The organism is Streptomyces sp. NPDC033174, assembly GCF_055577795.1.
Genome location: NZ_JBVIPQ010000007.1, coordinates 80,473 through 94,780, shown reverse-complemented (window position 1 = coordinate 94,780; position 14,308 = coordinate 80,473). Strand labels below are relative to the sequence as shown.

The window sequence follows — 14,308 nt, the reverse complement described above, 5'->3', positions numbered from 1 at the left end:
CCCAGGCCCGTCCGTCGCGAAAGGGCCCCTCGGCGCTGTTGTCCCCTTGGCCCGGCGCGGGCGGCTCTGCGAAGATCCAGGCGGAGGCGATCACATGACACTGTCACCCGGCGCACGGCTCACGGTCTCACCCGCGACCCCCGACGAATGGCGTCCGGTCGTCGAGTGGGCAGCCGCCGAGGGCTGGAACCCGGGCCTGTCCGACCTCCCGTCCTTCTTCGCCCAGGATCCCGGGGGATTCTTCATCGGCCGAGTCGACGGGGAGCCGGTCTCCGCGGTGTCGGTCGTCAACTACAGCGACGACTACGCCTTTCTGGGGTTCTATCTCGTCCGGCCCGACCAGCGAGGACGCGGTCACGGCATCGCCACCTGGACGGCGGCGCTCACGCACGCCGGCGACCGGACGGTCGGTCTCGACGGCGTTCCGGCGCAGCAGGACAACTACCGCCGTTCCGGATTCGAACTCGCCCACCGCAGCGACCGGTTCGTGGGCCCGGTTCCCTCGGGCGGGGCGGCACCGGCGCCGGGCGTGGTCCCGGCGGAGGAGGTCGGCCTCGCGGCCCTCGTCTCGTACGACAGCCACTGCTACCCCGCCGAGCGCCCGCTCTTCCTGGAGCGCTGGCTGACAGCCCCCGGCCATCGCACCCTCGCCCGGGTCGTGGACGGGCGCCTGACCGGGTACGGAGTGGTGCGCCCGGCCCGCGAGGAGGCCCGGGTGGGTCCACTGTTCGCCGATTCGGCCGACGACGCCGGGGCTCTCCTCGACGCTCTCGCCGCTCATGCGCGCGGGACGGGCGCGGAACGGATCGCCGTCGACATGCCGGAGTCCAACCCGGAGGCCGCGCGCCTGGCCGGGGAGCGGGGGCTCGAGCCGTCCTTCGCGACCGCCCGGATGTACACGGGCCGGGTCCGGGCGTTCGCGGCCGACCGCGTCTTCGGCATCACCACGCTCGAACTGGGCTGAGCCCGGCAGAATCCGGTTCGCGCCGGTCCTCCTCGCTCCAGGGCCGGCGCGCAGCCCCCCTCCGGTTCCTCGACCCCCGTGACCACCCCCGGGACCCACGCCACTCTCCCAGGCACCCGCAGTGCATACCGCACGGTCGGTAGTCCGGCCACCGGGAGGCCTCCGTCCGCCGACGCGCGCGGCAGCAGTTCACACGGGCGAGTGATGCGCCCGCAGTTATGCGCGAGAGCAGCCGGGGTCCGAGACACCCGCGCCACAGGCCTCACCGTGCAACACACGGGTCATTCCCGGCCGTTACCCGTACCGGCCAAACAGCGGATTATGCGGATTACCACTCAAGGGAGTCTCCTGTCCGCCCATATGCTTTTCACACGGTTTTCCGGAGAACCGCTCACCTTTCACTCCCGCATCCCTGGAGAAATACCATGCGCGTTGCCGTGACCGGTGGCGGCGGATTTCTGGGCTCCCACCTGTGCGAGGCATTGCTGCGGCGCGGAAACGCCGTGGTGTGCCTGGACAACTTCTCCACCGGGCAGCCCCAGAACATCGCACACCTGCGGGAATTTCCTGCGTTCGATTTTATTCGCGCCGACGTGACCGACGCCGTGGACATCCCCGGCCGGCTCGACGCCGTCGCACACCTCGCCAGCCCCGCCTCCCCTCCCGACTATCTGCGGCAGCCGCTGGAGACCCTCGCCGCCGGCAGCCGGGGCACCGAGAACATGCTGCGCGTGGCCCACCGCCACGGCGCCCGTTTCCTGCTCGCGTCGACGAGCGAGGTCTACGGCGACCCGCTGGTCCACCCCCAGGACGAGGAGTACTGGGGCAACGTCAACCCGGTCGGCCCGCGCAGTGTGTACGACGAGGCCAAGAGATACGCCGAAGCGGTCTCTCTCGCCTATCGGCGCACGCACGGCGTCGATGTGGGAATCGTCCGTATCTTCAACACCTATGGGCCCCGGATGCGTCCGCACGACGGCCGTGTCGTCTCGAGCTTCATCACCCAGGCGCTCAGCGGTGAACCCCTCACCATTTACGGAGACGGCAAGCAGACCCGCAGCTTCTGCTACGTCGACGACCTGATCCGCGGCATCGTCGCGATGCTGGACTCGCCCGAGACCGGTCCCTTCAATCTCGGCAATCCCGAGGAACGCACGGTGGCCGAACTCGCGGAACTCGTGCTCCAGGTGACCGGCTCGACGTCGGACGTCCAATACCACCCGCTGCCCACGGACGACCCGACGCGTCGACGCCCCGTGATCACCCGCGCCACCCGGCACCTCGGGTGGTACCCGGAGGTCACGGTCGAGGACGGGCTGCGCAGGACCGTGGACTGGTTCATGAGCCGACCGCAGGAGATCGCCGCCGGCGCGGTGGCGATCCGCGGCGGACAGCCGGACACCGTCCCCGTCCCGTAGCGCCCCGCGCCCACACGGCAGCCGGCGCGGCGCTCGCGCCGGCTGCCGGGGCGGACCTCCCGACGACCGCTCTCATCCGCCGAAGACCTCCTCAGCAGATTTCCTCACGGAGCAACGCACCATGACGCAGGCCGAGCCACGTCTAGTCCACGCGACCGACACACTCGACTACCGCCCCCCGGAGACACTGCGGGACGAGATCCACCGGCTCTCCGCGGGAAACGTGGTCCGCATCCCGCCCACCGGACCCGAGTTCGCCCTCCCCCCTCGGGCGCTGCCGACGCGACCCAGGAGCTTCGTCCCCCAGCTGCGCCGCGCCGACCGGGTGAAAGTGCTCCTGATGACGTTGGGCTGGCTCGCCTCCTTCGTCTGGTTCTGGACGTGGTGGCTCCAGCCGGAGCACCGGATCGACTGGGTCGGCTTCGCGATGAACAGCGCCCTGCTGATGTACCTCTGCCTGTTCGCCGCGTACTTCCTGCTGACGGCCATCCGGGCGCGCCGCTTCAACCCGGCTGTGGGCGTTCCCCGGCTGCGGACCGCCTTCGTGGTGACGCGCGCTCCGTCCGAGCACTGGTCGGTGGCCCGGACGACCCTCACGGCCATGCTCGGCCAGTCCTTCCCCCACCCGTACGACGTCTGGCTGTGCGACGAGGACCCCTCGGACGAGATCCTGCTCTGGTGCCGGGAGAACGGCGTGCGGGTGTCCTGCCGGCGCGGTGTCACCGAATACCACCGGCAGAGCTGGCCGCGGCGGACGCGGTGCAAGGAAGGCAATCTCGCCTACTTCTACGACCACTGGGGCTACACGGAGTACGACGTGGTCGCCCAGCTCGACTGCGACCACGTCCCGCACCGGAAGTACCTCCGCGAGGTGGTACGACCGTTCGCTGACCCGGCGATCGGGTACGTCGCGGCGCCGAGCGTCTGCGACACCAACGCCGAGTCCTCATGGGCGGCTCGCGGGAGGCTGAACCGGGAGGCCATGTTCCATGGCGCCTTTCAGCTCGGACACTCCGAAGGCCTCGCCCCGCTCTGCATCGGCTCGCACTACGCGGTACGCACCGCCGCCCTGCGCGACATCGGCGGGCTGGGACCAGAACTGGCCGAGGACTTCTCGACCACGTTCCTGCTCAACTCGGCCGGTTGGCACGGTGCTTTCGCTATCGACGCCGAAGCCCACGGCGAAGGCCCCCTCACCTTCGCCGCCATGGCCACGCAGGAATTCCAGTGGTCGCGCAGCCTCGCCGCGCTCCTCCTCGGAGGCGTCCAGAGCCACTTCGGCCGCATGCCCCGCCGGATGCGCCTGCGCTTCTGGTTCATCCTGCTCTACTACCCGCTCATCGCGGGGACGGGACTGGTGGGTGCGGCGATGCCGCTGATCGCGGCCGTCACGAACATGTCATGGGTCAACGTCAACTACTTCGAATTCCTCTGGCACTTCTGGCTGATGTCGTTCTGGGGGCTCCTCGTCACCGCCCTGATGCGCCGCCGCGGTCTGCTGCGCCCGTACGACGCGCCCCTCATCAGCTGGGAGGGTTCGCTCTTCGTCCTGGCCCGCTGGCCCGTCGCCGCCTGGGGCATCGCCGCCGCGTTGGTGCAGAGGATGCGGCCGCGCCGCCCTGTCACCTTCAAGGTGACGCCGAAGACCCGCAAGGCTCTCGACCCCCTGCCGTTGCGGCTCGTCGCGCCCTACCTCTTCATCACCTCTGTCCTGTCGTCGGCGGCGGTGATCGGCGAACTCACCGGGCCCGCGGTGGGCTACGTCTTCCTCTGCATCCTCGGCTCGGCGTCGTACGCGGTGGTCAGCCTCTCCGTCCCGGTGCTCCATGTGGTCGAGACGGCCAGGGCGTCCGGCCTCCGCTTCTACCGGGCCCTGGTCACGGCGCGGCTCCCGCTGTTCGCCGGGGCGGTGACGCTGCTTCCACTCGCGCTGGCGATCACCCTGTATCCGCTGTACGTGACCGGCGTCATGGGCTGGTGACACCGGCCGCTCCACCGAAATCCCGTGTTGCGAAGAAGAGAGGTGACCCATGTCCGGTCCCACCACCGTGCTGGTGACCGGTGGTGCCGGTTTCATCGGCAGCCACACCTGCGTCGAACTCCTGGCTCACGACTACGAGGTCGTGGTCGTCGACAACTACTCCAACAGCTCCCCCGGCGCCCTGGAGCGGGTCGCCAAGGTCGCGGGCCGGCCCCTCGCCGCCGCCTACGAGGCCGATCTCCTCGACCGGCGTGCGCTCGGCGAGGTGTTCGAGAACCACCGGATCGACGCCGTCATCCACTTCGCCGCGAAGAAGGCCGTCGGCGAGTCGGTGGAGCTGCCCGTGGAGTACTACGACACCAACGTGGGCGGCACGACCGCTCTGCTGCGCGCCATGGGTGAACACGGCGTGCGCCGTCTGGTGTTCTCCTCGTCGTGCTCGATCTACGGCAACGCCACGAAGGTGCCGCTGACCGAGCAGGACCCGGCCCGCCCGACCAATCCGTACGCCACCACGAAGTGGCTGTGCGAGCGGGTGCTCGACGATGTGTGCCGGCGGCTGCCCGAGCTGTCGGTGCTGGCCCTGCGCTACTTCAACCCGGTCGGCGCGCATCCCTCGGGCCTGCTCGGCGAGGTCCCCAGCGGTGTACCGAACAACGTGATGCCCTACCTCGCCCAGGTCGCCGCGGGCCGGCTCGACCGGCTCAAGGTCTTCGGTGACGACTATCCGACGGCTGACGGGACCGGCGTGCGCGACTACCTCCATGTGATGGACGTCGCCGAGGGCCACCGGGTCGCGCTGGAGCACCTGGACGACGAGCGCGGTATGCGCACCCTCAACCTCGGCACCGGTCGCGGCACCTCCGTGCTGGAGCTGGTGGCGGCGTTCTCGCGGGCCTGCGGGACACCGGTCCCGTACGAGATCACCGGCCGCCGCCCGGGCGACGTGGCCGCCCTCGTCGCCGACCCGAGCGCGGTGGCCCGCGCGTGGAACTGGACCACGACCAGGGACCTGACCGCGATGTGCGAGGACGCGTGGCGGTTCCAGGAGCTCAATCCTTCCGGCTACCCGAACTGACCCACAGACAGGAGCAGAACGACATGCGGCTGACCGTGATCGGAACGGGGTACCTGGGAGCCGTGCACGCCGCGTGCATGGCGGACATCGGGCACGAGGTCCTCGGCGTCGACGTCGACGCGGAGAAGATCGCACTGCTCGGTGACGGCAGGACCCCCTTCTACGAGCCCGGACTGCAGGAGATCCTCACCAGGAACGTCGGTTCGGGGCGGCTGCGCTTCACCACGTCGCTGCGGGAGGCGGCCGGGTTCGGCGAGGTCCACTTCGTGTGCGTCGGCACCCCACAGCAACGGGGCTCCCAGGCCGCCGACCTGCGGTACGTCGACGCCGTCGTCGACGGTCTCGCGCCCCATCTGCGTCACCCCTGCCTGGTCGTGGGCAAGTCCACCGTCCCCGTCGGCACGGCGGCCCGGCTGGCGGCCCGCGTGCGCGTGACGGCCCCCGAGACGACGGACGTGGAGGTCGCCTGGAACCCGGAGTTCCTCCGGGAGGGCTTCGCGGTCGAGGACACGCTGCGGCCCGACCGGCTGGTGGCGGGGGTCTCCTCGTCCCGGGCCGACGAAGTGCTGCGCGCGGTGTACGCGCCGATGCTGGCTGCCGGTGTGCCCTACATCAGTACCGACCCCGCGACGGCGGAGCTGGTGAAGGTGGCGGCGAATTCCTTCCTTGCCACCAAGATCTCGTTCATCAACGCGATGTCCGAGGTCTGCGACGCGGCCGGCGCCGACGTGACCACCCTCGCCGACGCCCTCGGGCACGACACCCGCATCGGACGCCGCTTCCTGTCCGCGGGGCTCGGGTTCGGCGGCGGCTGCCTGCCCAAGGACATCCGCGCCTTCATGGCGCGCGCCGACGAGCTCGGCGTGGGCGGCGCCGTATCGTTTCTGCAGCAGGTCGACGAGATCAACGGGCGCCAGCGCCGGCGCACCGTCGACATCGCCAGGGGCATGGTGGGCAAGGACTTCGCCGGGCGCCGGATCGCCGTGCTCGGGGCCACCTTCAAGCCCGACAGCGACGACGTGCGCGACTCGCCCGCGCTCGCCGTCGCCGCCGCGATCCACCGCGAGGGCGCGGACGTCCGGCTCCACGACCCCGAGGGCATGGACAACGCGCGTGCCGTGCTGCCGATGCTCGGATACGCCCCCGACATCGAGAAGGCCTGCACGGACGCGGATCTCGTCCTGCATCTGACGGAGTGGGCCGACTACCGCCGGATCGACCCGGCGGCGCTCGCCGCCCTCACCCCCGCGCGCAGGATCCTCGACGCGCGCAACGCGCTCGACGCCTCTCTGTGGAGGTCCGCCGGATGGACCTTCCGGGCACTGGGACGGCCGATGCCGCCCGCCGTGCCCAGCCAGCACTGCGCTTCCGCCCTCCTCCCGGTCTACTCCTCCGAGACGGGCTGAGCCGCACCGGCGGCGATCGTCGGGGCGAGCCTCTCACCGAAGTAGTCGACCTTGCCCGGGTCGACGCCGACGGCCGTGAGGTCCAGCGCCGCCGACGTCAGTTCGCCGACACAGCCCGGTACCATCCCGGCGGCCCCCTGCGCACTGCGGATGGGGGCCGTCGAGCCTTCCAGACAGGGATCGGCATCGGTACCGGTCGGGCCGGTGGCGTGTTGCTCCTGCCCGCCTCCCGCACGCCACTCCCGCAGGGTGGGGTAGTTCCGGGCACCCCACACCACCTGCCAGGTGTCCGTGCTGAAGTAGTCGTTGCCCTGCAGCGCCACGACGCCGGCGCGGTAGGCCTGCTTCGAAGCCACCAGGGGCGCTCCGTTCGTGACGAAGACGTTATTGCGGATGGTGACGTTCCGCAGTCCTGCCTCGAGACGCAGGGCCGGTGCCTGGACGGGACCCTCCGTCGCCCTCAGCACGACCGTGTTGTGATAGATGCCGAGATCACGGACCCAGGCGCCGTACGCGACGATCCCGCCGTACATGGGCAGTTTGCGGGCGTCGTTGTTGCTGATGTTGAACCGCACCGTGTTGTTCCGGTGAGCGCCGTTCCCGATGCTCGTGTACACGAGGAACCCGGGCCCGTCATTGCCGAACGACAGGTTGTACTGCATGACTGAGGACGACACGTTGTTGTCCAGGCCGAAGCCCCCGCCGTCGGCATGGGAGCCGGTGCGGTTCGCGTAGGACACGTTGTGCTCCAGCACCACGCGCGTCGAGTCGTAGGTCCAGATGCCCTCCGGCCCCTCCAGAGCCTCGGGCGAGGAACCCGCCCCGTTGCGATAGGCCGTCGATCGCTGCACCTGCGCGTCGCGGACACTGCCGAGGACGATGCCGCTTCCGGTGTTGCGCCAGCTCTTGGTCCGGTCGCCCGGGTTCGCGAAGGCCCGCACGCGCGCGACGGACACCCGTTCGTGCGCGTACGTCGGATCGGCACCGCGGAATTTGGGTCCGGTGGTGGAGAGTCCGGCTTCCAGGTTGCCGTGCAGCGCGGAGTCGGTGATCCGCACGTTCCGGAAGCCGGTGGCCCCCTTGCGGCCGGCGAGGAGAAGGCCGTTGCGGAAGTGCGAGACATCGACGCGGTCGACGACCACGTGCGGGAGTTTGCGGTCGCCCGGAAGGTCGCTGAGGAACCGGATTCCCTCAGCCCACTTGTATGAGCGACCGTCGCCGACCAGCGCGAGGTTGCGGATCTCCACGCCCGCGGTGTTGAAGACGGAGATGCCGGCCGTCCCGGGCGCGGCGATGGTCGCCCGGCCCTTTCCGTACGACTCGATGACGACGGGCTTCCTCTCGCTGCCCGCTTCCTTCGGGCCGATCGAGAGGGTGCCCCGGTACTTCGAGCCGCCCCGCAGTCGCAAACGGTAGCCCGGTTTGAAGACCACGGCGTCTGCCTTCCCCAGCGTCCGCCAGGGGCGCTCGGGCGTGAGGCCGTCGTTGTCGTCATCACCGTCCGGACTCACGTAGAAGGTGAAGCCGCTGGCGCCGTTCCGCGGTGGGGCGTACGGCTTGGGCAGGGCGCACCCGGCCGCCGACAGCACCACGGCGGCGAGCAGGCAGCGCAGCGTCAGAGTGCGACACGCCTTCCCCCGCCCCTGCCCAAGCCCCTGTGCGTGTCCCCGTCCGTCTCCCCGTCCGGGGAGCCGCCCCTCATTCCCGGCCGCCGTTTTCATTGGATTCCGCATCGGCGCTCATACTCCCTGGCTGCCTGATCGGTCAACGGTGCTTCGCAGCTTGGCAGAGGGCGGACCGCCGACCACGGCAATGACATGACGCACAGGAATGAAGAATCGCGATCGGGAATCCGGAGCGCGTATCCGGGAGCCGGCCGAACGAACCCCGGAGCTTGAGCGAACGCACCGTGAACCCTGCCCGAAACGAAGCCGGAGCCCGACCGAACGCACCGCGGCGTTGCCGAACGTTCCCGGCCATGTCCTCTCGGGTCCCGCGCGGTGCTGTGCGAGGGCTGTGCGGGGGCTGTGCGGGGGTGACAAGGGTTTTCCCCGTATCGGGTTCATCTCGCCGTTCCCTACTGTCTGCCGCACCGGCGCATTTCAGCCTCCGAAGGGGCACCTGTCAGGTGCATGAGGGAGAGCGAGGTGCCCCGGTGACGGCCTTGACCCAGGGCCGTCGCGTCGGCGGCGGCGCGCGGGCAACCCGGCCCAAGGGAACTGCGGATCGCACCCCCACACCGCACCGCTTTTCCCGCGCCGCCCGCCCGCGCTCCGCACGTACGTCGTCAGTGAAAGGGAACACCTTGAACGGTTCCAGGCGGAGACTCATATCCGTCGCTGCCGCGAGTGCCACCATCGCGGGTGTCGTCGCCACCTCCACCGTGGCGTTCGCCGCCGCCCCGGCGGCTCCCTCGCCGAAGCCGGCTCCGGTTTCGCAGACCATGGCCGGCCTGCCGGCCGCTCCGGTCGAGAAGGTCATCGTCACCTACAAGTCCAGCACGCCGGAGGCCGGTTCCAACGCGGCGGCCAAGAGCGACGCCGCCGCCAAGGGCAAGCAGACCGGCGAGCGCCTCGCCTTCGAGCGCCGGCTCGCCGGTGGCGCGGCCCTGGTCGACCTGGGCGACGCGGCCTCCAAGCAGGACGTGGCCGAGGTCATGGCCGCCTTCCGCGCCGACTCCTCGGTGGCGTCCGTGGAGCCCGACATCCGCGCCTACGCGATGGCGGTCACCCCGAACGACACCGAGTACAGCAAGCAGTGGGACCTGTTCGAGGCCACCGGCGGCATGAACGTCCCGGGCGCCTGGGACAAGGGCACCGGCAGCGGTGTCACCGTCGCCGTCATCGACACCGGTTACGCGGCCCACTCGGACGTGGCCGGCAACGTCGTCGCGGGATACGACTTCATCTCCACCTCCACGGACGCGCGGGACGGCAACGGCCGTGACAGCGACGCCAAGGACGAGGGCGACTGGAACGCCACCGACGGCGAGTGCGGCACCGGTTCCAAGGCGAGCAACTCCTCCTGGCACGGCACGCACGTCGCCGGCACCATCGCGGCCACGACCGGCAACAGCAAGGGCGTCGCGGGCATCGCGTACGACGCGAAGATCCAGCCCGTGCGCGTGCTCGGCAAGTGCGGCGGTTCCTCGGCGGACATCGCCGACGCCATCACCTGGGCGTCCGGCGGGACCGTCCCCGGCGTCCCGGTGAACCCGAACCCGGCCAAGGTCATCAACATGAGCCTCGGCGGCGCCAGCGCGACCTGCCCGAGCGTCTACCAGACCGCCATCAACGGCGCCGTTTCGCGCGGCACGACCGTGGTCGTCGCGGCCGGCAACAGCAATGCCAACGCCTCGGGATTCACTCCGGCGAACTGCTCGGGCGTCATCAACGTGGCGTCCACCAGCCGTGAGGGCAACCGTTCGTTCTACTCGAACTACGGCACCGTCATCGACGTCTCCGCCCCGGGCGGCGAGACCCGCCGCGCCACCGACACGCCGGGCACCATCACCACCCCCGAGAACGGCATCCTCTCGACGCTGAACTCCGGCACCACCGTCCAGTCGACGGAGAACTACAAGCCCTACCAGGGCACTTCGATGGCAGCCCCGCACATCGCCGGGCTCGCCGCGCTGCTGAAGTCGGCCAAGAGCACTCTGACCCCCGCCGAGATCGAGTCGGCGATCAAGAGCAACGCCAGGCCGCTCCCGGGCACCTGCACCGGCGGCTGCGGCACCGGCATCGCCGACGCCGCGAAGACCGTCGCCGCCGTCACCGGCACCCCCACCGGCGGCACGACCTTCACCAACGCGACGGATGTGACGATCTCCGACAACGCGACCGTCTCCTCGTCGATCGCCGTCACCGGCCGCACCGGCAACGCGCCCGCGACCCTCAAGGTCGGCGTGGACATCAAGCACACCTGGCGCGGTGACCTGGTCATCGACCTGATCGCCCCGGACGGGACCGTGCGCAACCTGAAGGCCTCCTCGTCCTCCGACAGCGCCGACAACGTCCTCGCGACGTACACGGTCGACGCGTCGAGCGAGGTCGCCAACGGCACCTGGAAGCTGCAGGTCCGGGACGTGGCCTCGGGTGACACCGGATACATCGATTCCTGGAGTCTCACCTTCTGAGACCGGACCTTTTACGCATCACCGCTGGTCAGGGGCGCGTTCGCGGGCATATGCCGCGGGCGCGCCCCGCGGTCCGTCCGGTCTGTACCTGTCCGTATGCCGGACGAGGGGCCTGGACGGGAGCCACTTGCTTCGTATCCTCTGCTCGAACGGGCAGGGGGCCCGCGCACGCCGGAAGGTGGTGGTGGGTAGGTGACGTCGGCGGCGTACCGTCCCGCGCCCGTCGGGCGGGCGGAACTCATCAGGCGGCTGGACCGGGTCCTGCACACCCGTGGACGCGCCCTGCTCACCGGTCCCGCGGGGGTCGGCAAGACGGAACTGGCGCTGGCCGCCGCCGCACGCGCCGAAGCCCGTGGCGAGACCGTGCTCTGGCTCGCCACGCTCCCCGCCGACAGGGGCATACCGGGCGCGGCCGCCGCCGCGCTGGTGGCGTCGGTGTCGGCGTCCGCGTCATGGGCCGCAGGCCGGCCCGCGCCGGGCGGAGCATCCGGCTCCGGGTACGGCCCGGCCGGCGCAGCGCCGGGCCCAGGGGCGGGGGCCGCGCCGGCGCCCGCTTCCGGCAGTTCGCTCACCGCCGCCGGCCACGGCTCAGGTCCCGGATTCGCCCCCGCGCCGGGTGTCGCCGGTTCCGGCCTCGCGTCCGGTCCGGGTTCCGCCGCCGGCTCCGGTTTCGCGTCCGCGTCCCACCCGGGGCCCGACGCCGCCCCCACGGCCGGCTTCGGCCCCTACGACATCCTCGACGGGCTGCCCGGCCCGCAGCGCACGGCCGTCGCCATGCTCTGCCGCGAAGCACCCATTCCCGACACGGGCTGGGACCCCATCGCGCTCCGGCTCGCCCTCGCCCAGATCCTTCGGACGCTGACCGCGCGCGGCCCTGTCCTTCTCGTCGTGGACGGCGTCCAGCGCATCGACCCCGACAGCGCCGATCTGCTGCGCTTCGCCCTGCACCTGGCCCCGCCCTCGCTGCGCGCGATCGCCGTGGAGACCCCGACGGCGTACGGCCCGGAGGCGTCGGCCACGGGCGAGCCTGCGGACCCGGAACCCCTGTGGGTGCCGTCCGAGGCCGATGTGCTCTTCGTACCGCCGCTGCACGCGGACGAGATCGCCGAGCTGCTCATCCACCACCGGCTGCCGTCACGCATGGCCGGCCGGATCCACAAGGCGAGCGGCGGCAATCCGCGGCTCGCGCTCGCCGTCGGCCGGTCGCTCGCCGACGCGCGGACGCCGGTGCACCACGCCGAGGCGCTGTCGCTGTCCGGGCGGGCCCGCGATCTGGCCCGCCAGCTCCTCGGTGTCGCCTCGCCCGCCGTTCGCTCCACGCTGCTGCTGGCCGCGCTGGCGCTGCGTCCGACGGCGTCGCTGATCCGCCGCACCGGCCGCCCCACGGCGGAGGCGGACCTCGCCGCCGCCGAGCGGGCGAACCTGATCTCCCTCAAGGAGGACGGCACGGTCGGCTTCACCGCCGGCGTCCTGCCCTCGACCCTGGTGCACGACGCCTGCTGGACCGAACGCAGTGCCGGCCACGCGGCGCTGGCCCGGGTCGTGGACGACCCGGTGGAGGCCGTACGGCACCGGGCGCTGGCAACGGACATCCCCGACGAGGACCTCGCGGCGGAGGTCGCGGCGGCCGCCGAGACCGCGCGGCGCCGCGGCAACAGCGCGCTCGCCGCCGAGCTGGCGCTGCTCGCCGCCGAGTCGACACCCGTGAACAACGGGGAGCAGCGGATCACCCGCCTCGTGGACGCCGCCGAGGAGGCGGCCCGCGCCGCCCGCGCCGATCTGGCGATGCGCGCCGCGACGGATCTGCTGGCCCGGGACGCCACACCGGCCGACCGGGTCCGCGCGCGTCTCGCGGTCCTCGACACGGCGGGCCAGGGGCTCACCGATCTGGACGAGATGTACGTGCACGCCATGGAGGACTCCGAGGGTGATACGGCCCTGCGGGCGGCGGTGCAGCTGCGTCTCGCGGTGAAGTACGTCCTGGCCGACGGCGATCCGGTGCGTTCCCGTGCCGCCGCCGTCGAATCCGCCGCGCTCGCCGGGTCGGTGGGCGACCGGCAGACGGCCGCCAGGGCGCTGACCGTACAGGCGCGCATGGACCGCGCCCTCGGGTCGCCGGACGCGGAGCGGGTGCTCACCGAGGCGCGGGCGCTGGAGATGGTGGAGCGGCCGCTGGGCATCCACAACTCGGCGCAGATCCTGACGATCCGGCACGCGCTGTTCGACGACCGGCTCACGGATGCCCGCGATCAGCTGAACGCCCTGCTGCCGCTGGTCGAGCGGCGGGGCACGGTGGAGGACTCCATCGAGCTGCTCCACACGCTCGCCGAGATCGAGGCGCGTCAGGGGCACTGCGCGGCGGCGCTCTCGCACGCCGGGCGTTCCCTCGCCCTGACCCTGGAGGCGGGCCTGTCACCCGGCCCGGCCTGGTACACGCTGGCGCTCGCGGAGACCGCGGGCGGCTCGTTCGCCCGGGCGGCGAGTTACGCCCGGCGCAGTGTCCAGGCCTCGGAGGAGGAGGGCGACCATGTCTTCCTCTCCCGCAGCCTGTACGCCCTCGGCCGGGTCCAGCTGGTCGACGGCGATGTGGCCACCGCCCTGGAGACCCTCCGCCGGGTGCAGGCGGACGAGCGGGCCCAGTCGGCGGTCGATCCGTCGATGCTGCGCTGGCACGAGGAGCTGGCGGAGGCGCTGCTGGCGAACGACTGCCCGGAGGAGGCGGCCGCCCTGCTCGCGGAGGTGCGGCCGGTGGCGGAGCGGCTGGGGCGTACGTCGGTGCTCCTCGGCTGCGACCGCGCGTACGCGCAGTACCTGGCGGCGACCGGCAGGTCCGACGAGGCGACCGAGTCGTTGGGCCGGACCGCCGAGCGGTTCGCGGCGGCGGGTCTTCCGCTGGAGCGCGGGCGGGCGCTGATCACGCTGGCCCGGGTGGAGCGCCGGCGCCGCAGACGCTCCGCCGCGCAGAGCGCGCTGCAGGCGGCCGCGGCGGTCTTCGAGCGGGCGGGGGCGGCGCCGTGGCTGGCGCTGACGACGGAGACCCCGGCGGCCCGGGTCACCGATCCGGCCCCCGCGTCCGGGGACGCCGTGGCCTCCCTGACGGAGGCGGAGATGAAGCTGGCGCTGTTGGTGGGCCAGGGGGCGAGCAATCAGGAAGCGGCGGCGAAGCTGTACTTGAGTGTGAAGACGGTCGAGGCACGGCTGACGCGCATCTACCAGAAGCTGGACGTGCGGTCACGGGCCCAGCTGGCGACCGCGTTGCCCCACACCTCCGAGTGGGTTGGAAAACCAAACTCGCAGGGTTAGGGTGAGTTCACTTTCCCAAC

General features: G+C 71.5%; 8 protein-coding genes. 7 read left to right on the top strand and 1 reads right to left on the bottom strand.

Going from position 1 to position 14,308, the window contains the following annotated elements:
* Window positions 1-94 precede the first annotated feature (94 nt).
* The 5 genes from ACZ5VC_RS22455 to ACZ5VC_RS22435 all read left to right on the top strand — a co-directional run bounded on the left by ACZ5VC_RS22455 (window position 95) and on the right by ACZ5VC_RS22435 (window position 6,847).
* On the top strand, window positions 95-964 hold the full coding sequence (locus ACZ5VC_RS22455; protein ID WP_469121809.1) for a GNAT family N-acetyltransferase: 870 nt from the start codon (window positions 95-97) through the stop codon (window positions 962-964).
* A gap of 425 nt (window positions 965-1,389) precedes the next feature.
* Window positions 1,390-2,382, top strand: a complete 993-nt coding sequence (locus tag ACZ5VC_RS22450) for a UDP-glucuronic acid decarboxylase family protein (protein ID WP_469121808.1) — start codon at window positions 1,390-1,392, stop codon at window positions 2,380-2,382.
* Window positions 2,383-2,503: 121 nt separating this feature from the next.
* Window positions 2,504-4,363 (top strand): glycosyltransferase family 2 protein, encoded by a 1,860-nt coding sequence (locus tag ACZ5VC_RS22445; RefSeq protein ID WP_469121807.1) that lies wholly within the window; start codon window positions 2,504-2,506, stop codon window positions 4,361-4,363.
* Window positions 4,364-4,412: 49 nt separating this feature from the next.
* Complete coding sequence (gene galE, locus ACZ5VC_RS22440) at window positions 4,413-5,441, top strand: UDP-glucose 4-epimerase GalE (RefSeq protein ID WP_469121806.1); 1,029 nt, start codon at window positions 4,413-4,415, stop codon at window positions 5,439-5,441.
* A 23-nt stretch (window positions 5,442-5,464) separates the two neighbouring features.
* Window positions 5,465-6,847 (top strand): UDP-glucose dehydrogenase family protein, encoded by a 1,383-nt coding sequence (locus tag ACZ5VC_RS22435; protein WP_469121805.1) that lies wholly within the window; start codon window positions 5,465-5,467, stop codon window positions 6,845-6,847.
* Here ACZ5VC_RS22435 and ACZ5VC_RS22430 read toward each other — a convergent pair.
* The gene (locus ACZ5VC_RS22430; protein ID WP_469121804.1) at window positions 6,826-8,439 is read right to left on the bottom strand and encodes a right-handed parallel beta-helix repeat-containing protein; all 1,614 of its coding nucleotides are present in this window, start codon (window positions 8,437-8,439) and stop codon (window positions 6,826-6,828) included. The two genes, ACZ5VC_RS22435 and ACZ5VC_RS22430, sit on opposite strands and share 22 nt — an antisense overlap.
* 851 nt (window positions 8,440-9,290) lie before the next feature.
* Between ACZ5VC_RS22430 and ACZ5VC_RS22425 the strand changes: the two genes are divergently transcribed.
* Both ACZ5VC_RS22425 and ACZ5VC_RS22420 read left to right on the top strand, forming a co-directional pair.
* Complete coding sequence (locus tag ACZ5VC_RS22425) at window positions 9,291-10,985, top strand: S8 family serine peptidase (protein WP_469122122.1); 1,695 nt, start codon at window positions 9,291-9,293, stop codon at window positions 10,983-10,985.
* Window positions 10,986-11,177: 192 nt separating this feature from the next.
* Window positions 11,178-14,288: a helix-turn-helix transcriptional regulator gene (locus ACZ5VC_RS22420; RefSeq protein WP_469121803.1), complete on the top strand. Its 3,111-nt coding sequence runs from the start codon at window positions 11,178-11,180 to the stop codon at window positions 14,286-14,288.
* The last annotated feature ends 20 nt before the right edge of the window (window positions 14,289-14,308 follow it).

Bases quoted from the DNA above. Each gene is read 5' to 3' on its own strand.
- ACZ5VC_RS22455 (WP_469121809.1), top strand. From the start codon at position 95: ATGACACTGTCACCCGGCGCACGGCTCACGGTCTCACCCGCGACCCCC.
- ACZ5VC_RS22450 (WP_469121808.1), top strand. From the start codon at position 1,390: ATGCGCGTTGCCGTGACCGGTGGCGGCGGATTTCTGGGCTCCCACCTG.
- ACZ5VC_RS22445 (WP_469121807.1), top strand. From the start codon at position 2,504: ATGACGCAGGCCGAGCCACGTCTAGTCCACGCGACCGACACACTCGAC.
- galE (WP_469121806.1), top strand. From the start codon at position 4,413: ATGTCCGGTCCCACCACCGTGCTGGTGACCGGTGGTGCCGGTTTCATC.
- ACZ5VC_RS22435 (WP_469121805.1), top strand. From the start codon at position 5,465: ATGCGGCTGACCGTGATCGGAACGGGGTACCTGGGAGCCGTGCACGCC.
- ACZ5VC_RS22425 (WP_469122122.1), top strand. From the start codon at position 9,291: ATGGCCGGCCTGCCGGCCGCTCCGGTCGAGAAGGTCATCGTCACCTAC.